Origin of the sequence: Desulfococcus multivorans, assembly GCF_001854245.1 — a bacterium.
GTDB lineage: Bacteria > Desulfobacterota > Desulfobacteria > Desulfobacterales > Desulfococcaceae > Desulfococcus > Desulfococcus multivorans.
Genome location: NZ_CP015381.1, coordinates 2,592,773 through 2,612,921 on the forward strand (window position 1 = coordinate 2,592,773; position 20,149 = coordinate 2,612,921).

14 protein-coding genes are annotated in these 20,149 nt (G+C 59.0%); 5 read left to right on the top strand and 9 right to left on the bottom strand.

Translation table 11 applies throughout. The features are described from left to right. Positions 1-4: 4 nt before the first annotated feature. The 9 genes from hslU to galE all read right to left on the bottom strand — a co-directional run bounded on the left by hslU (position 5) and on the right by galE (position 7,629). On the bottom strand, positions 5-1,378 hold the full coding sequence (gene hslU / locus dmul_RS11375; RefSeq protein ID WP_020875130.1) for an ATP-dependent protease ATPase subunit HslU: 1,374 nt from the start codon (positions 1,376-1,378) through the stop codon (positions 5-7). 70 nt (positions 1,379-1,448) lie between these two features. Continuing rightward, entirely contained in the window at positions 1,449-1,985 is a 537-nt protein-coding gene (gene hslV, locus dmul_RS11380) for an ATP-dependent protease subunit HslV (RefSeq protein WP_020875131.1), read from the bottom strand. A 61-nt stretch (positions 1,986-2,046) separates the two neighbouring features. Next, on the bottom strand, positions 2,047-2,946 hold the full coding sequence (locus dmul_RS11385; protein ID WP_040413857.1) for a tyrosine recombinase XerC: 900 nt from the start codon (positions 2,944-2,946) through the stop codon (positions 2,047-2,049). A gap of 20 nt (positions 2,947-2,966) precedes the next feature. Further along, entirely contained in the window at positions 2,967-3,563 is a 597-nt protein-coding gene (locus dmul_RS11390; protein ID WP_020875133.1) for a 5' nucleotidase, NT5C type, read from the bottom strand. A gap of 3 nt (positions 3,564-3,566) precedes the next feature. Beyond that, a complete protein-coding gene (locus dmul_RS11395) occupies positions 3,567-3,893 on the bottom strand; it encodes a Rho termination factor N-terminal domain-containing protein (protein ID WP_020875134.1) in 327 nt (108 codons plus the stop codon). 131 nt (positions 3,894-4,024) lie between these two features. Further along, entirely contained in the window at positions 4,025-4,750 is a 726-nt protein-coding gene (locus tag dmul_RS11400) for a uracil-DNA glycosylase (RefSeq protein WP_200809307.1), read from the bottom strand. Continuing rightward, positions 4,741-5,943, bottom strand: a complete 1,203-nt coding sequence (gene coaBC, locus dmul_RS11405; protein ID WP_020875136.1) for a bifunctional phosphopantothenoylcysteine decarboxylase/phosphopantothenate--cysteine ligase CoaBC — start codon at positions 5,941-5,943, stop codon at positions 4,741-4,743. The genes dmul_RS11400 and coaBC overlap by 10 nt, the downstream gene beginning before the upstream one ends. 21 nt (positions 5,944-5,964) lie before the next feature. Beyond that, positions 5,965-6,480 carry a hypothetical protein gene (locus dmul_RS11410; protein ID WP_020875137.1) on the bottom strand — a complete coding sequence of 172 codons (516 nt, stop codon included), beginning with the start codon at positions 6,478-6,480 and terminating at the stop codon, positions 5,965-5,967. Positions 6,481-6,633: 153 nt separating this feature from the next. Beyond that, positions 6,634-7,629, bottom strand: a complete 996-nt coding sequence (gene galE, locus dmul_RS11415) for a UDP-glucose 4-epimerase GalE (protein ID WP_020875138.1) — start codon at positions 7,627-7,629, stop codon at positions 6,634-6,636. A gap of 399 nt (positions 7,630-8,028) precedes the next feature. On the opposite strand from galE, the gene dmul_RS11420 reads away from it, so the two are divergent. The 5 genes from dmul_RS11420 to dmul_RS11440 all read left to right on the top strand — a co-directional run bounded on the left by dmul_RS11420 (position 8,029) and on the right by dmul_RS11440 (position 20,135). Beyond that, positions 8,029-15,156 (top strand): type I polyketide synthase, encoded by a 7,128-nt coding sequence (locus tag dmul_RS11420; protein WP_020875139.1) that lies wholly within the window; start codon positions 8,029-8,031, stop codon positions 15,154-15,156. A gap of 176 nt (positions 15,157-15,332) precedes the next feature. After that, a complete protein-coding gene (locus dmul_RS11425; protein ID WP_020875140.1) occupies positions 15,333-16,373 on the top strand; it encodes a 3-oxoacyl-ACP synthase III in 1,041 nt (346 codons plus the stop codon). Between the two features lie 24 nt (positions 16,374-16,397). Then, on the top strand, positions 16,398-17,306 hold the full coding sequence (locus dmul_RS11430; protein WP_020875141.1) for an alpha/beta fold hydrolase: 909 nt from the start codon (positions 16,398-16,400) through the stop codon (positions 17,304-17,306). Positions 17,307-17,388: 82 nt separating this feature from the next. Continuing rightward, positions 17,389-19,128: a fatty acid CoA ligase family protein gene (locus tag dmul_RS11435; protein ID WP_020875142.1), complete on the top strand. Its 1,740-nt coding sequence runs from the start codon at positions 17,389-17,391 to the stop codon at positions 19,126-19,128. After that, the gene (locus dmul_RS11440; RefSeq protein WP_020875143.1) at positions 19,113-20,135 is read left to right on the top strand and encodes an NAD-dependent epimerase/dehydratase family protein; all 1,023 of its coding nucleotides are present in this window, start codon (positions 19,113-19,115) and stop codon (positions 20,133-20,135) included. Before dmul_RS11435 ends, dmul_RS11440 begins: the two co-directional genes overlap by 16 nt. Positions 20,136-20,149 lie beyond the last annotated feature (14 nt).

The following is a 20,149-nucleotide window of genomic DNA, read 5'->3' on the forward strand; positions in this document are numbered from 1 at the left end:
CATCCTATAAAATGAATCGGCTCAAATCCTCGTCGCCCTTGATGGGTCCCAGCTTTTTCGCAACATAGGCCCGATCGATGACGATCTTCTGCTCTGCCGTGTCCGGCGCGTCGAACAGGATGTCCTCCAGGAGACACTCCATCAGCGTATGGAGCCTTCGGGCGCCGATATTTTCAGTGGCCGCGTTCACTTCTTCCGCATAGGCCGCGATTTCGGAAACAGCGTCATCCTCGAACACCACTTCCACATTCTCAGTACGGAGAAGGGCCATATACTGAAGAAGAAGAGCGTTCCGGGGCTCGGTCAGAATTCTGACGAACTCCGCCTTTCCGAGGGAATCCAGTTCGACGCGGATGGGAAACCGCCCCTGCATTTCAGGGATCAGGTCCGAGGGTTTGATGGTATGAAAGGCCCCGGCCGCGATAAACAGGACGTGGTCGGTTTTGACGGGACCATATTTGGTCATGACGGTGGAGCCCTCAACCAGAGGAAGCAAATCCCGTTGAACGCCTTCTCTGGACACATCCGGCCCGTGGCCGCCCTCTTTCCCCACAATCTTGTCGATCTCGTCCAGAAAGATGATCCCGGACTGCTCGACTTTTTCCACGGCCGTTCGGGTCACCTTGTCCATGTCGACCAGGTTCCGGGCTTCCTCCTGTGCGATCATCTCCATGGCTTCAGGCACCTTGACCTTCCGCCGCTTGGTGTTCCGAGGCAGGATGTTGTTGAACATGTCCTTGAAATTGATACCCATCTCTTCCATTCCCATGCTGGAAAAGACCTCGACCATGGGAAACGTCCGCTCGGTGACGTCGAGATCCACGAACCGTTCGTCGAGTTTGCCCTGCCGCAGCATCTTCCGGAGTTTCTCCCGAGTGGAGGATGCCTGGATCCGTTCCATGCCGACCACCTCGACGGTGCCGCCCTCGGCGTCGTCCCCGCCCCGAAAGGCGCGTTCACCGGATTTCGGCAGCAGAAGATCGAGAATTCGTTCCTCGGCCACGGCCATGGCCTTGTCCCTGACCGCCTCCTGTTCGCGGGATCTGAGCTCGCCCACCGTCAGTTCAACCAGGTCCCGGATCATGGACTCCACATCACGACCGACATAGCCGACCTCCGTGAACTTGGACGCCTCGACCTTGTGAAACGGACTGTCCGTCAGTTTGGAAAGTCGCCTGGAAATTTCGGTTTTCCCCACGCCTGTGGGGCCGATCAGGATAATATTCTTGGGAGCGATCTCTTCAGCGAGATCGGGGGAAAGCCGCTGCCGCCGCCATCGATTTCTGAGAGCGATGGCCACTGATTTTTTGGCCTTACCCTGCCCAATGATGTACTTGTCAAGTTCTTTTACGATTTCAGACGGTTTTAAATCGCTCATATCAATCCGTTCCCGCTCATTCGGCCCAGGGCGCCGCGATTTATGCGGAGCGCTCCACCAGAAACGGCGGTTATATCTCTTCCACGGTGATAACCGTGTTGGTATAAACACAAATCGAAGCGGCGATCTTCATGGCGACCTCGACGATCTCTCGCGCTTCCATATCGGTGTGGGACATCAACGCCCCGGCCGCCGCCTGGGCGGCCACCCCGCCGGACCCGATGGCCACGACGCCCTCATCGGGCTCGATGACGTCGCCGCTGCCGGAAATCAAAAAGGTTCGGGCATCGTCCGCCGCAATCATGAGGGCTTCGAGGCGTCTCAGGTATTTGTCGGTCCGCCAGTCCCGGGCCAGTTCGACGGCGCTGCGGGTGAGGTTGCCGTTGTACCGTTCCAACTTCTTTTCGAGGCTTTCGGAAAGATTAAGGGCATCGGCGGTGGCGCCGGCAAAACCGACGATGATCTTGTCGTTATATACGCGCCGGACCTTTCTGGCCTGATGCTTGACGACGGTATTGCCCAAGGTCACCTGACCGTCGCCCGCGACGGCCAGTCGCCCTTTTCGACGTACCGCCAGAATCGTCGTTCCGTGAAACGTTTCGGTCATTGCCCCTCCTTCCGATCAATTCGGTTTCGTCGGATTTGCCGTCTCATTTTCGGAACCGGCCTCACTTTCTTGGGTGGGCCTTGTCATAGGCCGCCGTCAGGGTATCGATGCTGATGTGGGTATACCGTTGGGTAGTGGACAGTTTCCGATGTCCCAACATCTCCTGAAGCGCCCTCAGATCGGCGCCGGCATCCAGTAGGTGGCTGGCAAAGGAATGCCGCAGTCCATGGGGAGATACCGATCCGGCCAGTCCGCATTCGCACAGACGTCGTTCGAGGATCCGCCCCACTGAACGGGCCGTAAGCCTTCCGCCGGAGTAATTCAGGAACAGGGGGCCGTCCTGGTTCGGATCTATCCTTATTTCTCGCCAAAGCGCCTCCCGATAAGCTCGGACAGCCGTCAGTGCCTTGCGGCCGATGGGAACCACCCGATCTTTTTCACCTTTGCCTGAAACCCTGACGAGTTTTCGGTCGACATCGATGTCGAACCAGTTCATGCCCACCAGCTCTGAAACACGGATACCGCAGGAATAGAGTGTTTCAAACATGGCACGATCCCGCTTGCCCGAAAGATCGTCGGTGCCGATGGTGTCGAGAAGCCGAAAGACGTCATCCACGGAGAGGCATGCGGGAATGGGCTTTTCCTGTTTGGGTGTCCGGAGCTGCTCCGCAGGATTGCGCTCCACCTCCCCCCGTCCCACGAGAAATCCGAAAAAAGAGCGTATCGCCGACAACTTTCGGGCGATGGTTTTTTTCGTATTCTTCCCGTGGAGCGCTCCGAGATACCCTCGGACCACCTGGGGGGTGACCGCCGTCGGACAGACGCCGGCGTCCTCTCCGATCATCTCGTTTTCCGCCAGATAGGCGCAAAACTCTTCCACGTCATGACGGTAGGCCCGGCACGTGTGTTCGGAATACCCTTTTTCCACGCCGAGAAAGCGGATAAAGGCTTCGATCGGCATCGTCGGGAGGTCTGCGGGCATCAGAACGCGATCAGATCTTCCAGCGCCTGCCAGCTGTCCACCTCGATAAAAGGGTGCGCCTTCCGGTTCCAGGGCTGCCTGAAGAGAATGGGTGTTATTCCCGCCCTTTCCAAATCGAAACAGGTTTCGAGGCGATCCTCGACAAAATAGCGCCTGCGGCGTTCCCGCAGCACATCGGCCTTGGCCTCAAAGGATCCGGTGGCGGTGATGTCCACACCGGAGGCGGATACGGACAGGGTCTTAAGCATCCACTGATGGATGGGTTCGGGCGTCGGCCGGGCCGTTACGAAGCAAAGGGGGCCGAAGGTGCTTTCCAACCTTGTCAAAACCTCGCGGGCTCCCCGAAGTGGCCTCAAGCCCTCATCCCGACTGCCGTCCAGCAGCTTTTCGATGATCTCTCCGATAACCGCCGTCGATATATCCAGGCAATCCTCGAGCATGTAATGGGTGATATCGTCATAGGCAATATGGGTGATGGCATAATCTTCTCGCGCGATGTCGATAAACAGCCGCATGGTATCCGCCACCACGCCGTCGATATCGAAGGCCAGGGATGCGGGATCGATCACCCGCGTCTCAAATCCGGTTCCATACATTCGTTACGCCACCCTGCGGGTTTTCTTCTTGAGCCGGATCATCCGTTTGCGATAGATTCCGGCCATCCGCTCGTCTTGGGACGCCTGGGCCGATTCACGCTTGGCCTTCAACTCCCGGATCTTTTTTTTCAACTCCCGTACGCCGGTGTCCGTTTTCTTCCGGGCCGGCTCCTCGATGCCCCGGGCCTTGCGAATCTCGGAGATGAGTTCCTCCTTGTTCATGCCGTGGGCTCCTGTTATGCCGTCAGTGCTCATGGCCAGTTCACGAAGTTCCTTGGATGTCATTTTCTCCAGGGGTTTTTCCTTGGTTTCTTTTTTTTTGTCGCCCATACAATAAAACTCCTTTCCAGTGGTCGTTTTGAGGAATCGGTGCAAAAAAGCACAAGCGGAGGTCGCCCCCCGCCCATTGTTTCATTCCAAAAGTGAGATTTTTAAACCATTTTTTCAAGTCATGTCAAGGACTAAATCAGCGCCATCACCTTCAGGATCATCTTTATGTCCTCCCAGGTTTCTCGTTTCCTCTCGGGATAACGCAAAAGATAGGCGGGATGGTACGTCGGCATCACCCGTATTCCCCGATAATCGTGAAACCGCCCTCTCAACCGGGAGATGGGGGCGTCTATTTTCAGAAGAGAGCGGGTGGCCGTAGCGCCGAGAGTGCAGATGACATCGGGAGAGACGGCCGCGATCTGGCGTTCCAGAAAAGGCACGCAGCATTCAATCTCTTCGGGAAGAGGTGTCCTGTTGGCCGGCGGACGGCACTTGACGATATTACAGATGTAAACCGATTCCCGGACGAGCTTCATGGCATCGATAATCCGGTCAAGGAGCCGGCCGGCCCGCCCTACGAAAGGTTCACCGGACAAATCTTCATCCTCGCCGGGTCCTTCCCCCACGAACACCAGGCGGGCTCGGGGATCGCCCGCCCCGAAGACGATGTTGGTTCGATATCGACAAAGTCCGCAGCGCCGACAGTCGCCCAGGTCGGTCCGGATCTCTTCCATGGTTTTCCCTGGTAAAGTCGGATCTGAGCCCTCTTTGCCCAGCTGATCGAGTCGCCTCTTGTCGATGGCGGTATCGAACCCTTTGCAACCGCATGCGGCCATAAACCGCAACGTGTTGCGAAAACCGGCGATGAGGCGTGAGAATTCCTCGCCCATAGCGGCCTGTGGATCGTCTAAAGGCATCGTTCGCGCACCCGATCGAGAATGATATGCGCCACGGCGTCCTTGTCCATCTCCGCCAGGGGTTCGCAGCTCCCGTCCCGAAAAAAAAGGGTCACCCGGTTGGTGTCGCTCCCAAATCCCGACGCGGGATGGCCTACCAGATTGCCGACGATCATGTCCAGATTTTTCCGAACGAGTTTCTCCCGGGCATTCTCTTTCAGATCACGTGTTTCCGCGGCGAATCCGACAAGGATTTGATGGGTTTTCCGCTCCCCCAACGACTTGAGAATATCCTCGTTTTTGATCAGGGTGAGAACCAGCTGGTCCGCTGTTTTCTTGATCTTGTGCGCTGCAGTCTCAACGGCGCGATAATCCCCGACGGCGGCGCTCTTGATGATGATGTCCGCGTCCCCCATGTGGTCGAAAACGGCGAGGGCCATCTCCCCGGCCGTCCGGACCCTGACGGTCTTGACGTTGGCAGGGTCGGGCAATGCCGTGGGACCGCTGACCAGCACGACATCGCCCCCCCGATATTCGGCGGCACGAGCCAGAGCATACCCCATCTTTCCAGAGGAGGGGTTGCTGATGAAGCGAACAGGATCGATGGGCTCACGGGTCGGCCCGGCCGTCACCAGAACCGTCTTTCCCGCCAGATCCTTTCGGGTCAGAAGGGCCGTCAGTCGGTCCAATATCTGCGCCGGTTCAGGTAAACGTCCCGGACCTACGGTCCTGCAGGCCAGCTCACCGGCCCCCGGTTCCAGAACCAGATGACCGTCTGATTTCAGACACTCGAGATTCCGCTGCACCGACGGATTCAGATACATGTCCGAATTCATGGACGGACAAATCACCATCGGGCACGTCACTGCCAGAAGAAAAGTGCTGAGGGCGTCGTCGGCGAACCCATGCGCATATTTCGCAACCATGTTGGCGGTCGCCGGCGCTATCACGACGCCCTGGGCGTCCTGAGCCCATTCGATATGGCGAATGGAGGCGTCGGGATCGCTTCTGTCAAAAAGATCGGTACAAACCCGCTTTCCGGAGAGGGCTTCGAAGGTCATCGGCCCGACAAACCGGGTCGCATTTCGAGTCATCATCACCCTCACGTCGGCGCCGCTTTTGGTGAGCAGACGAAGCAGTTCCACGCTCTTGTAGGCCGCGATGCCGCCCGAGACGCCAAGCACGATGCGTACGCCGTGGATGGACGTTTTCATCCCGTTGAAATACCTCCGAATTCAGTTGGTCGGGAAAGCCCCCTCCGGCAACGGCGATGTATCGAAGCCCGAGGACGGGTTTTGAATATTGAGAACGGACGGCAACACCGAAATCTCGGCCTTGGACTGCCAGGCTCCCTCTGATATGGCGATGACACACCAGCGGGTCTCCTTCAGAAAGAGAAGAATCGTCTTGGCGGTAGATACCGATCCGGTCAGTTTCCAATTGTCTTTGGCCATATTCTCTTTGAAAAAAGCGACCAGAGATCCCCGATCGACCCTTCCTTTGAAAACCATCATGCCTGCCGCAAATCCGCGGGACTGAAAAGTCGAGGAAGCGTCCCGATCCGGTTTGAGCTCCCCTGGAATCAGAATATCGTTGAATCCGTCATAGTAAAGGGGCGCCGGACCCGCCGCGGCCGGACTGCCGGCAGCGTCGTTGCCCTTCAGACTCGAACACCCGGCCAGCCCGCATAACAGGAACAGGAGCATCACACCGGTCAAGGCATTTTTGCGGAATCCACCATGGTTCATCATCTTGTTTCCTTCCTTATCATTTATGACGTTATCAGGGGATGAGACTGCAAGCGCACGGGTCAAGGCGCTTTCAGCCGTTTATACGTTAACGTTTCAATACCGGCCCGTAGCATAGGAGACGATTTATGATGATTCCCACAGCCGGCATGCAGGCTATTCGGGATATCCGTCAGGATAGCGCCGGTGCCAGTTCCAGGCGGTCTCGATGATGGCGTCAAGATCGGAATACTGCGGACGCCAACCCAACTCTCGTATCGCTTTTTCCGAAGACCCGATCAGTACCGGTACGTCTCCAGGTCGACGCTCCTCGAACCGGACGGGGATGCTCGCCTGCGTAATCCCTCGGGTTCGTTCGATGACCTCCCGAACCGTAGCGCCGTCGCCGTTTCCAAGGTTGTATTTTCCGCCGGGACCGCCGGCCAACAGTCTTTCGAGTGCCAGAAGATGGGCCTGAGCCAGATCCTCCACATGAATGTAGTCCCGGACGCATGTGCCGTCCCGGGTCGGATAATCATCGCCGTACACGCTTAAAAAATCCCGTTGCCCCAAAGCGGTTTTGATAATAATGGGAATCAGATGGGTTTCCGGCCGATGATCCTCCCCCAGATGACCGTCGGGGTCCGCACCGGCGGCATTGAAATATCGAAGGCAGACGGCGCGAAGCCCGTAGGCTGATTCGACGTCGTCCAGGATCTGTTCAACCATCCATTTGGTTCGGCCGTAGGGGGTGATGGGGTGCTGAACGTGATCTTCCGACATGGGCGTTCCGTCGGAAACGCCGTAGGTCGCACAGGAGGAGGAAAAAATCAACCGATTCACCCCATGGCGGACCATGCCCTGGAGAAGATTGATGGTATTGGCGACGTTGTTTCCATAATACTTCAGAGGGATATCCACCGATTCAGGAACGCAGGTGTATGCAGCGAAATGAAGTACCCCCTTGATGTCGTATTCGGAAAAAACACGATCCAGCGTTTCGGGGTCGCCAATGTCGCCTTGAATAAAGGGCCCCCACTGAACCGCCGCCCGATGCCCGCAGACCAGATTATCGAGAACGATCGGCCTGTATCCTCGCCGCCAGAGGTATTTGCACATGTGGGAACCGATATATCCCGCACCGCCCACAACCAGAATTTCGTTGTCTGCCATAACCGCCTCCGCATCGGAACCGGACGTCTGAAGCAAAGGGTGTCGGTTGAAACCATCCGCAGCGGGTTCCGAAGGATGAAATTCTTATAATTATATATGACATCCGTATCGGTGTCAATAAACGACTCGACTCAGTTCGCGATGTTGACGGGAAGAAGGCTGATTTCGCCGGAACCATAAAAAATATTGACGAAAACAGCCGGGAATGGTTTATAGGTGCCGATTTGGATTACCGTCACCTGAAAGGAATTTGTGAATGGGCCTATTCAATTATAGGGAAATGCCGCTGACGCCCGCATGCCGTTCCCCTTTCGGCCGTCAAGCCGTCTGAGATTGGTTTCGTCCACCGTTTTTTCGCGTGCATTGCCGCATCAACCCCAAAGAACAGCATGACATCCTATGACTGAAAGAACTCCCATCGCCGTAGTTGGGATCGGCGGCGTATTTCCCGGTGCCGTCGATCTGGACGCTTTCTGGCACAACATCGCTAACGGATTGGAATCGATTCGAAAGATTCCCGAACACCGTTGGCCCGTCGCGCCGGCCAAGGTCGTCGCCCCGATTCCGGCGCCGGACATGGCGCTGTCCATTCGGGCCGGCATCGTAGACGCCTTTGAGCCCGATGCCGAGGCCTGGGGTCTCGATCCACTGCTGGCGGCGGATCTCGATCCCCTCTACCATCTGGTCCTCAGGGCCGGCCATGCGGCCTATTCCGACTGCGGAGGGAAGGCTTCGGATTCCGCCCGCACAGGAGTGATCCTCGCCGCCATTGCATTGCCCACCGATGCTGCTTCCCGAATCGCTCAGGAAATTTTCGGCCGGGATCTGGCCGAACGATGCCTGAAGGAAACTCTCGGCAATGCCACTGTTCCACCGTTCCGCACACTGAACCGGCGTCAATGCCTGGCCGCCCGTGTCACGTCCCTCCCGGGAGCCCTTCTGGCGCGTTCACTGGGACTGGGCGGCGGCAGCTGCACCCTCGATGCCGCCTGCGCATCGTCCATCTATGCCGTCAAACTGGCCTGCGACGCCCTCGAGTCGCGACGAATGGATGCCGTACTGACGGGGGGCGTCTCTCGGCCGGACAATCTTTACACCCAAATCGGTTTCAGCCAGCTGCGCGCCCTCTCACCTTCGGGTCGATGCGCCCCCTTCGATGCCGGCGCAGACGGTCTCGTGGTCGGGGAAGGGGCAGGCATGCTGATGCTGAAACGGCTGGACGACGCCGTGGCTCAGGGCGACAGGATCTATGCCGTTATCCGGGGTATCGGGCTCTCCAACGACATGCGGGGCAACCTGCTTGCACCTGACACCGAAGGACAGTTGCGGGCCATGCAGGCAGCGTATGCGGCAGCGGAGTGGTCGCCGTCGGCGGTGGATCACATCGAGTGTCACGGTGCGGGAACGCCTTTAGGGGACCGCGTCGAGTTGACCAGCCTGAGGGCTTTGTGGAAAGGCACCCGATGGTCCCGAGGCATATGCGCCATCGGGTCGATCAAATCGATGATCGGGCACCTGCTTACCGCAGCCGGAGCCGCGGGAATGCTCAAAACCCTTCTGGCGATGAAGCACGCGACACTGCCGCCTTCCCTTCATTTTACCCGAGCGGCCGACGGAAGCCCCCTTGAAGGCGGCCCCTTTCGGGTGCAGACCGAGGCCCAGCCATGGGAACCCCGGGAAGATGGGCAACCGCGCCGTGCTGCCGTCAGCGCCTTCGGCTTCGGCGGGATCAATGGACACCTTCTGTTCGAGGAATACCATCCCGTTGCCACCGCCCGACCCAAACCAAACCGGTCCTCCGCCGTGGCGGACACACCGCCGCCCGAGATCGCCATCGTCGGAATGGCGGTCCATATCGGCCCCCTCGAGACCCTGAAAGCTTTTCAGGAAGCGGTTTTCAGGGGCGAGCCCGCTTGTCGGAAACGTCCGACAGGGCGTTTCAAAGGCGCGGACGATGTAGCCGCGGATCATCTGGCGGGACAAGGGGACCACGGGGCTTATCTCGAAAATTTTGCCGTCAATGTCGGCGCGTTCCGCATTCCGCCCAAGGAGATCCCGGACATCCTGACGCAGCAACTCCTGATGCTGAAAACAGCGTCGGACGCCCTCGAAGATGCTCGAATCTCTCTCGGTGGCGAACATCCCCGTGCAGGGGCCGCCATCGGCATGGAATTCGACATGGAAGACACCGACTTCCACACGCGATGGCAGATGATCCATCAGGAAGAGGCCCTCAGGGACGCCCTTCGTCAAAGCCTTCCGGATCTGGACGAGGCATCGGCGTCCCAGTGGCTGACAGCGCTTCAAGACGCCCTCTCCCGCCCCCTCACCGCCACCAGGGTGGTGGGATCCCTGGGGGGCATCGTCGCCAGCCGTGTGGCCCGGGAATTCCGGTTCGGTGGTCCGAGCCACGTGGTTTCCTGCGGAGCGGCATCGGGTCTTCGCGCTCTCGACATCGGGATCCGATCCCTTCAGCGGATGGAAACAGACACCTTCCTGGCTGGGGCGGTGGAACTCACCGGGGACGTCCGCAACATGGTGATCGCCTCGAAAATTCGCCCCTTCAGTACCGGCGATACGGTCCGGCCCTTCGACATTGATGCCGACGGGACCCTCCCCGGAGAAGGCGCCGTGGCGCTGGTTCTCAAACGGCGCGATCAGGCAGTCGCCGACGGCGATCGGATCTATGCCGTCGTCAAAGGTCTCGGAGGCGCCTCGGCAGACGGCGAAGATCCCAAGGCCATGAAGGCGGCTTACGCCCGCTCCCTGAGGCGGGCACTGAATGACGCCGGCATTCCGGCGGGCTCGGTCGGTTACGTGGAAGCGCACGGCAGCGGGAACCCCGATGAGGATCGGATCGAAACCGAAGCGCTCCACGAGGTATTCAATGATGAAACGAACCGTCCCGCCGTGGGATCCCTGAAATCTCTGGTCGGCGATACGGGCGCGGTGTCGGGCCTGGCATCTGTGGTCAAGACCGCTCTGTCCCTCTACCACGACATCATACCGCCGCTCAGCGGTTTTACGGCGCCCGCCCACGAGGCCTGGCTGTCAGAGAGATTTCACATCCCCATCCAGCCCCAGTTCTGGATCCGGGACCGAAAGGACGGTCCTCGTCGGGCCGCCGTCTCTTCCATGACGACGGACGGCAACACGGTTCACGCCGTTCTGGAAGCCGTTGACGGGTCTCTCCCCGAAAAAATTTCCGTCCGGAACGATCGGGAGCGACAGCGCCCCCTGGGGCTTGAAGGCCCGGGGCTGTTTGTCGTGGAAGGCCAACACCCTGAAACCCTTCTTGAAGGACTCGACCGTCTGGATCGCCACTCCCGAAATGACGCCGCGACGATGGCGGCATCCGCGGCCGCATGGTTCCGTGAGCGCCGCCCCGTTGCCCCGGGACAGCCCATGGCCGCAGCCGTCGTCGCCCACACCCCCGATGCTCTCCGCCATTGGGTCGACGAATGTCGAAGCGCCGTCCGATCTCGAACACCCCGGAAGATCATCGGATCGAACGGTGTGGCTTTTTTCCCCGAACCGATGGGACCGGAAGGCCGGATCGCCTATGTCTACCCCGGATCGGGGAACCATTATCTTGGCATGGGCAGGGGCGTCGGCGTTCAGTGGCCTGAAATCCTGAGGGAGATGGACCGGGAGACCCAGGCACTCAAAACCCAGATGTTCCCCGGATGCTATATACCGTTTCGTGTCTCGTGGGAGAATGGATGGGAAGCGGCGGCACACCGCAAGATTGTCTCCGACCCCCATCACATGATTTTCGGTCAGGTGGTGCACGGCGGCATGATGACTCGTCTGGCGGGTCGGTTCGGACTCAGGCCCGATGCGGTGATCGGCTACAGCCTCGGAGAGTCGGCCGGCCTGTTCGCCACGGAGGCATGGCCTGAACGGGGCGAGATGCTGAGACGAATGCAGGAGACTTCCCTTTTCAAGACCGACCTGGCCGGCCCCTGCAATGCCGCCAGAAGCGCCTGGCACCTTCCGGAAGATCAGGCGGTGGACTGGCGAGTCGCCGTCGTAAACCGGAGGGCGGCCGAAGTCCGGGACGCTCTTCCCCGTTGGCCCTTGGCGCGGCTGTTGATCGTGAACACGCCTTCTGAATGCGTCATCGGCGGCAACGGCGATCACGTCGCCGGCATTATCCGGACCCTCAACTGCGAAGCTGTATACCTGGAAGGCGTGGTCACCGTTCACTGCGACGCCGTTGTTCCCGTCGCGGAGGCATACCGGGAGCTTCACCGATTCCCCACATCGCCCCCTCCCGACATTCAGTATTACAGTTGCGCTCTGGGTCGGGTCCAGGCGATGACCGAAGCATCGGCGGCTGAAGACATCCTCGCCCAGGCCGTTGCAGGATTCGATTTCCCGGCGACGATAGAACAAGCCTATGCCGACGGTATACGGCTTTTCATCGAAATGGGACCCCAGTCCTCCTGCAAGCGAATGATCGGCCAGATCCTTCAGGGGAAACCCCATTCAGCCGTTTCCATCTGCGAACGCAGGGAAGACGACACCCTTACGGTTCTCAAGTTTCTGGGAACGCTCGCCGCCGAGCGGGTATCGCTGGATCTTGAACCGCTTTACGGCGAGGCGGCCTTTTCCGAAGCGCCGATAGAAATCCATAGCCCTCAAGATCGGGGTCTCGGAACCATCCAAAGAATCGTCGGGGGAGGAACTCCGAAATCGTTACCGGCCCCTCCCCTTCCGATCCGCCCTTCCGCACTTCCGGAGCCGTCCGGAGCACCCTCGGAAAAATCGTCTCACCGAGGTGACGGTGTTGCCGGTTCGGCGGCAGCCCAACGCCTCCCTCTCCACCCGCCGGTGCCGGAAAGGATACCTCATGGCGACGTCGGCACGAAGACCATCCAAGCCGTCGAAAAGCATCCGCCGGCGCCGCACTGTTTCGCCGGCGCCGAGCGCCCGCCCTTCTCCCGATTTCTCGCCGCAGTGACCGACAACATCGCCGCCACGGCCGAAGCCCATAAGGCATTCCTCGACTTTTCCGACGCCCTGACCCGAAATTACGGCAAGAGCTTTGCTATCCAGGTTCGTCTTCTCGAGGAAATGACAACCGTCGAAGGGGATCTTTCCTCGAGGGCTCAAACACCAAGGGAGGCCCGGGGCACCGCGCAAGTCGGCGACCCGCAGCCGGCGTATTCCCGGGAGATGTGCATGGAATTCGCCGTCGGCTCCGCAGCCCGCGTGTTGGGGCCCGAATTCGCCGTAGTGGACACCTATCCGGTACGGGTTCGACTTCCGGATACCCCCCTCATGCTGGTGGATCGGATCCTTTCGATCGAGGGTCGGAAGGGCGGATTGGGCTCGGGGCGAATCGTCACCGAACACGACGTCCTCCCCGATGCCTGGTATCTCGACGGAGATCGGGCACCTACATGTATTTCCGTGGAAGCGGGTCAGGCCGATCTTTTTCTGTCAGCCTACCTGGGTATCGACCTCCGGGTGAAAGGAGAACGCGCCTACCGCCTGCTCGACGCCAAGGCCACCTTTCATCGGGGGTTACCCCGACCGGGCGAGGTCATCCGGTATGACATCCATATCGACAAGTTTGTCCGGCAAGGCAAAACCTATATGTTCTTCTTCCGCTTCGAGGGGTTCATCGGCGCCGAACATCTTATCACCATGCGGGACGGCTGTGCCGGATTCTTCACCGAAGCCGAGGTTCGCAATTCCGGCGGCATCATCCGACAAGAGACCGGAACAGCCCCGCAACCGGGCAGCAAAGACTTCACCGAACTGGTGCCCATGGTGGTCGAACAATATGACGATTCAGCGGTGGACGCCCTTCGTCAGGGCGATCCGGCCCGTTGCTTCGGTACAGCCTTCAACGGCGTGACGCTGCCTGCCGGCGTCCGGCTGCCCGGAGGACTTATGCGTCTCGTCCATCGTGTCGTCGGACTGGAACCCGGAGGCGGTCGGTATGGGCTGGGCATCATTCGGGCGGAGGCCGACGTCCGACCCGACGACTGGTTCCTTACCTGCCATTTCACCGATGATATGGTCATGCCGGGGACCCTGATGTACGAATGCTGCATGCACACCCTCAGAATCTTCCTCCAACGAATGGGATGGATATCGGAAAACCCCGAGGCCCGTTATGAACCGGTCCCCGGCAAAGAAAGTATTCTCAGGTGCCGGGGTCCCGTTACTCCCGCGACACGAAAGGTGCTTTACGAGGTTGAAATCGCCGCGCTCGGTTACGATCCGGAGCCCTATGCATTGGCCGATGCCATGATGTATGCCGACGGCCGACCCATCGTCCGTTTCGAGAACATGTCCATGAAATTGTCGGGAGAAACCCGCGAAAACTTAACGTCTTTCTGGAAGTACCGTTCCACGGGCCATTCCGTGCAGACCGTCGTGTTCACCCGGGAGCAGCTCATGGCCTTTTGCACGGGAAAGCCGTCGGATGCTTTCGGTGAACCCTACCGGATCTTTGACCGGGAAAGAAAGCTCGCCCGTCTCCCCCGACCCCCATATCTGTTTATGGATCGCGTCGTCAAATGCGACCCTGAACCCTGGGTGCTCAAGCCGGATGGATGGATCGAAGCCGAATACCGTTTTTCCCCGGAAGACTGGTATTTCAAAGCGGATCGGAGCGGTATTCTCCCCTTCTGCATCCTGTTGGAGATCGCGCTCCAGCCCTGCGGCTGGCTCGCCGCCTACATGGGTTCCGCCCTCCAAAGCGATCAGGACCTCAAATTTCGAAACCTGGGCGGTACCGCCGTCATACACCGGAATGTCCCGAGAGGAGCCGGTCTCTTGACCATGCGGGCTCGGTTGACCCGGTCTTCCACGGCCGGGGGCATGATTATCGAGCATTTCGACCTGGCGGTATTGAGCGACGAAGCACCCGTTTACACCGGAACCACCTATTTCGGTTTTTTCACGGAAGCCGCTCTGGCGGAGCAGGCCGGCATCCAGGGAGCCGCCGCCTCGGCTTATCAACCCACCCTGGAGGAGATCAGCTGCGGAGAATCCCATGCTTTCAGCGTCGAAAGGCCGCTGTCGCCGGAAGATACGATCATCGACCCCTCGCCGTCGCCGGCCCTTCCCGCGAAGGCCCTCAGTATGATCGACGCCGTCGAGCTCTGGGCTCCCGACGGCGGGCCCTTTGGTCTGGGGTTCATTCGCGGCGTGAAGACCGTCGATCCGGGCGAGTGGTTTTTCCAGGCCCATTTTTACCAGGATCCGGTATGCCCGGGATCCCTGGGCGTCGAATCCTTCATACAACTGATTAAGTTCGCAGCAATCCGGCGCTGGCCGAACCTCCGGGGAACTCACCGTTTCGAGCTGCTCACGGGTCAGACCCATCAGTGGATTTATCGCGGCCAGATTCTTCAGACCCACCAGAGAATCGAGGTGGACGCCGTGATCACCAAGGTGACGGAAGGGGATACGCCGACCATACAGGCAGACGGATTTATAAAGGTTGACGGTTTGTTTATCTATCGGCTGGACAATTTCGGGCTGAAACTGATGCCCATCGACTGATACATTCGTAACGATCAATTCATACGGTTCCGCAACACGTTCGATCAAGAAGGCTTACGAATTCCGAGACCCGCGGCGAACCACCATCAGGTTGCGGCAACGACGGATGAGGATTGACTCAGATATCGGACGGTTGACCGAATCGTCAATAGTTCATTCTGGAGAACGGCAGGGTTATGCAATTCAACAATGTTTACATCGATGCCTTTGGGTACGAACTGCCGCCGAACGTGGTGGCTTCACGGGACCTCGAAGAACGCCTTGCACCCCTTTACCGGCGCCTCCGTCTCAAAAGCGGACAACTCGAGGCCATTACCGGAATCTATGAGCGTCGATTCTGGGATCCAGGGTTCAAGGTCTCCGAAGGCGCCGCAGCAGCAGGTCGAAAAGTTCTCGACACCGCCTCGATCTCAACGGGTGATATCGGCATGCTGATTTTTGCCGGCGTCTGTCGGGACAACCTCGAACCGGCAACGGCCTGCGCGGTGGCCGATGCGCTGCAAATCCCATCCGAAGCCCAGGTTTACGATGTGTCCAACGCATGCCTTGGGGTCCTGAACGGCATGATCCATATCGCCAACGCCATCGAGTTGGGACATATCCGCGCAGGCCTTGTCGTCTCTTGCGAAACGGCTCGGGAAATCGTCGACATCACCATCAACCGCCTCCTCGAGATTCAGGACATGACCCTGTTCAAAGAGACCATTGCCACCTTGACCGGCGGATCGGGGGCGGTGGGAGTGGTCATGACCCATTCATCCCTTTCCCGCAGGGGGCATCGCCTCGTGGGAGGGGTCGCCCGGCATGCCGCCCGTTTTCACCGGCTCTGCCTGTGGGGTCCCGATGCCGGACGCGCCGTCCACGGCACGCCCGTCATGAAAACCGATTCCATAGGCGTTCTCAAAAACGGCGTCAACCTGGGCATCGAAACCTACCACGCATTTGCGGCGGAAATAAAATGGCCGGCGGATGCCCCGGACCGGATCATCTGCCACCAGGTCGGGGCGTCCCACCAGAAAACAATCCTCGAATCCATCGGCATCCCTCTGGAAAAGGATTTCGTAACGTTTCCGTTCCTGGGCAATATCGGAACGGTCTCTCTGCCCGTCACAGCCGCCATCGCCGCCGAACGAGGGGTTCTTCAAAAAGGCGACAGAGTCGGTTTTTTCGGCATAGGGAGCGGCCTGAACTGCATGATGCTCGGCATCGACTGGTAAGCTTATCCTGAAAGGAAGACGCGTATGCCCCCAAATAAATTCGACATGTCGGCGTTTCGCACCCTCTACCCGTTTCAATCTCATTTCCTCGACATCGACGGACTGAGCTATCATTATCTCGATGAAGGCCAAGGATCCGCGGTAGTCATGCTCCACGGCAACCCGACCTGGTCATTTTATTTTCGAGAAATGGTTCGAGCCCTGTCGCCGGATTTCCGGGTCATCGTGCCGGATCACATGGGATGCGGCCTCTCGGATGCCCCGTCTCCTCGCCGATACGACTACCGTCTCAGGAACCGGGTCGACGACCTCGAACGACTTCTGGATCATTTGAGCCTCGACAGCCCTCTGACGCTGATGGTACACGACTGGGGCGGCATGATCGGACTATGCTATGCCATCAGACATCCGGAGCGTATCGGGAAGTTGATCATCACCAATACCGCCGGGTTTTTCCCTCCCGGAAAAAAGCGCCTTCCCCTGAGACTCCGACTGATCAGAGACCTGCCGCTGTTGGCCGTCCCCGCCGTTCTGGGACTCAACATCTTTTCCCGGGCCGCCGTTTTCATGGCCCCCGGAAGCCGGCTGGACCGAGCCGTTCGCCTCGGACTCACGGCGCCCTATCATTCACCCGCACGTCGAATGGCCACCCTCAAGTTCGTTCAGGACATTCCCCTGTCGCCCGAAGACCCCAGCTATTCCATGGTTCGCCGCGTGGCGGATCATTTGCATGATCTCTCTCATCTTCCGACGCTCATCCTTTGGGGCCTCGCCGATTTCGTTTTCGACACTGATTACCTGGATGAGTGGCGCCGGCGCTTTCCCCGGGCAGAAGTCCATGCATTTTCAGACGGAGGCCACTATCTCCTGGAGGATAAAAGCCCGGCCGTCATCCCCCTCGTCAAAGATTTCTTGAAAAAACATTCTGATTGAGTTAATAATTACTCTTATTTTTATTTTGTCTCCCTCCAAACCCAATCACAGGTGGGCTCCAAAAGGTAACTAAAGGTAAATAATGGATACAATCGATCGGGTCGACGGACTTCCGGAAGAAGACGTAAATGGCAACAGAGGATACAGGGAACCCGACGCACCTCCAATTCAGGCGGATACGGATCGTCGGCCCCTCAATATCGCTTATCGTTTGAAGGAGTCGGCAGTCAAGTATCCGAACAAACGCGCTGTCGTCTATCCCGCAGGATGGGACGACAGCAACCGTGTCGCCTATACGCATTTGACGTTTACCCAGCTTGACAAAGAATCGGATTGTCTGGCCCACGGCCTTGAGCGGGTCGGTATCAGACGGGGCACCCGAACGCTCTTGATGGTCCCCCCCAGCCTCGATTTTTTTGCGTTGACCTTTGCCTTGTTCAAGATCGGCGCCGTCCCCGTCGTCGTGGATCCGGGCATGGGGGTCAAACGGATGATCCAGTGCATTCAGGAAAGCAAACCCGAAGGCTTCATCGGGATTGCCAAAGCGCATCTCCTGCGATGGCGGTATCCGGCATTCTTCCGCACCGTCACCACTTGGGTGAGCGTCGGGCGCCGGTGGTTTCCGGGCGCCTTCAACCTCAAGCAGGTCCACCAGCGTCCCTGGGTGCCCTACCAGCCCGCCGTCACCTATGCCGACGAGATTGCGGCCATTCTTTTCACCACCGGAGCCACCGGACCCGCCAAGGGCGTGATCTACACCCACGGCAACTTCGATGCACAGGTCCGCCATATCCAGAGCTACTTCGGCATCGGACCCGACGAGATCGATCTGCCCACTTTTCCCCTATTCTCCTTGTTCGACCCGGCTCTCGGCATGACCGCCGTCATCCCGGACATGGATCCCACCCGACCGGCAGAGGCCGATCCCGAAAAGATCGTCGATATTATCGAGGATCAGGGGATCACCAATATGTTCGGATCGCCGGCCCTGTTGAACCATGTAGGAGAGCACGGTCGCAGCGCCGGAATCACGCTGCCTTCTCTGAGGCGGGTTATCTCCGCCGGTGCTCCGGTAATGCCCGCCATAATCGAAAAATTTTCCGGAATGCTGCCCGAGGACGCGGAGATCTATACGCCCTACGGGGCCACGGAAGCCATGCCGGTCCTATGTCTGGGCGCCAAGGAAATTCTGAGCGCTACCCGCAAATTCAGCGAACAGGGATACGGTATCTGCGTCGGCCGTCCCGTAGGCGACATCACCGTCGGCATCATCCGCATTACCGACAATCCCATCGAACAGTGGTCCGATGACCTTCTTGTGGAAAAGGGCGAGATCGGCGAAATCGTCGTCAAAGGGGATGTGGTCACCCGCCGCTATTTCGAAAGGCCCCAGGAGGAGACGGCGGCGAAGATACCTGACGGCGACGCGTTCTGGCATCGTATGGGCGATGTCGGTTGGCAGGACAACAAGGATCGGGTCTGGTTCTGTGGTCGGAAAACCCATCGCGTCGTCACGGAAAACGGGCCGCTGTTCACCATTCCCTGCGAAGCCATCTTCAATCAGCATCCCGCCGTCTTCAGGAGCGCTCTGGTCGGCGTGGGCAGGGCGCCGCACCAAAAGCCCGTGATTTGCATCGAGTTGAACAAGAATGACAAGAATGTCAACAAGGATGCCCTGAAGCACGAGCTGCTCAATCTGGCGGCCAAACACCCCATGACCCAGGAGATTAAAACCATCCTGTTCCATGACGGTTTTCCGGTGGACATTCGTCACAACGCCAAGATCTACAGAGAACAGCTTGCGGCATGGGCAACAAAATAGCCGACGGCGACATCCTCGTTACCGGCGGGGGCGGATTTCTGGGCGGCGCCATCGTTCGGGAACTGGTTCAGCAGGGCGAAACCGTTCGGACCTTCTCCCGGGGACACTATACCGGCCTCGATGATCTCGGCGTTCGCCAGATCCGCGGAGACCTGACCGATCCCGAGGCGGTGGAACGCGCCTGCCGCGGCGTCGAGGTCGTCTTCCACACAGCGGCCAAACCCGGCGTCTGGGGGGATGGAAAGGTCTATTACAGCGCCAATGTGACGGGTACCGGGAACATCCTTCGAGCGTGCCGGAAAACCGGGGTCGCCCGGCTGATCCATACCAGCTCTCCCAGCGTCATCTTCGACGGCACCGATATGGAAGGCATCGATGAAACCGCACCCTACCCGACATATTACACCGCCCACTATCCCCGGACCAAGGCCCTGGCCGAGCAGGCAGTGGTCGCCGCCGCAGCGGAAGGACTTCCGGCCGTCGTTATCCGTCCGCACCTGATCTGGGGGCCGGGCGATCCCCACTTGACACCCCGGATCCTGAAAAGGGCCGCCCGTCTCAGAATTGTCGGAAACGGCCGGAACCGGGTCGACACTATTTACATCGACAACGCGGCAAAGGCCCACCTGCTCGCGGCTCAGGCCCTTCGAGATCGTCCCGAGATCTCCGGCCGCATCTATTTCGTCAGTCAGGACGATCCGATCCCCCTGTGGGACATGATCAACGCGATTCTCGCCGCCGCCGGGAAGCCGCCGGTGCGACGGACCATCTCCAAACGGCAGGCCGCTTTTGCCGGACATCTTATGGAATGGCTGTACCGTGCCTTCCGCCTCCCCGGCGAACCCCCCATGACGCAGTTTGTCGCCGAAGAATTGGCCACTGCCCATTGGTTCGACATCACTGCTGCGAAAAGAGATTTGGGGTACCGGCCGGAAATTTCCATAGCGGAAGGGCTGAAAAGGCTTGCCGATTCCCTGTCCCCCCTCCGGAAACAAGCGGTTCCTTAATCTCGAAATCTCCT

Bases quoted from the DNA above. Each gene is read 5' to 3' on its own strand.
- galE (WP_020875138.1), bottom strand. From the start codon at position 7,629: ATGGCAGACAACGAAATTCTGGTTGTGGGCGGTGCGGGATATATCGGT.
- hslV (WP_020875131.1), bottom strand. From the start codon at position 1,985: ATGACCGAAACGTTTCACGGAACGACGATTCTGGCGGTACGTCGAAAA.
- dmul_RS11400 (WP_200809307.1), bottom strand. From the start codon at position 4,750: ATGCCTTTAGACGATCCACAGGCCGCTATGGGCGAGGAATTCTCACGC.
- dmul_RS11435 (WP_020875142.1), top strand. From the start codon at position 17,389: ATGGATACAATCGATCGGGTCGACGGACTTCCGGAAGAAGACGTAAAT.
- dmul_RS11410 (WP_020875137.1), bottom strand. From the start codon at position 6,480: ATGATGAACCATGGTGGATTCCGCAAAAATGCCTTGACCGGTGTGATG.
- dmul_RS11440 (WP_020875143.1), top strand. From the start codon at position 19,113: ATGGGCAACAAAATAGCCGACGGCGACATCCTCGTTACCGGCGGGGGC.
- dmul_RS11395 (WP_020875134.1), bottom strand. From the start codon at position 3,893: ATGGGCGACAAAAAAAAAGAAACCAAGGAAAAACCCCTGGAGAAAATG.
- dmul_RS11420 (WP_020875139.1), top strand. From the start codon at position 8,029: ATGACTGAAAGAACTCCCATCGCCGTAGTTGGGATCGGCGGCGTATTT.
- coaBC (WP_020875136.1), bottom strand. From the start codon at position 5,943: ATGAAAACGTCCATCCACGGCGTACGCATCGTGCTTGGCGTCTCGGGC.
- dmul_RS11385 (WP_040413857.1), bottom strand. From the start codon at position 2,946: ATGCCGATCGAAGCCTTTATCCGCTTTCTCGGCGTGGAAAAAGGGTAT.
- dmul_RS11430 (WP_020875141.1), top strand. From the start codon at position 16,398: ATGCCCCCAAATAAATTCGACATGTCGGCGTTTCGCACCCTCTACCCG.
- dmul_RS11390 (WP_020875133.1), bottom strand. From the start codon at position 3,563: ATGTATGGAACCGGATTTGAGACGCGGGTGATCGATCCCGCATCCCTG.
- hslU (WP_020875130.1), bottom strand. From the start codon at position 1,378: ATGAGCGATTTAAAACCGTCTGAAATCGTAAAAGAACTTGACAAGTAC.
- dmul_RS11425 (WP_020875140.1), top strand. From the start codon at position 15,333: ATGCAATTCAACAATGTTTACATCGATGCCTTTGGGTACGAACTGCCG.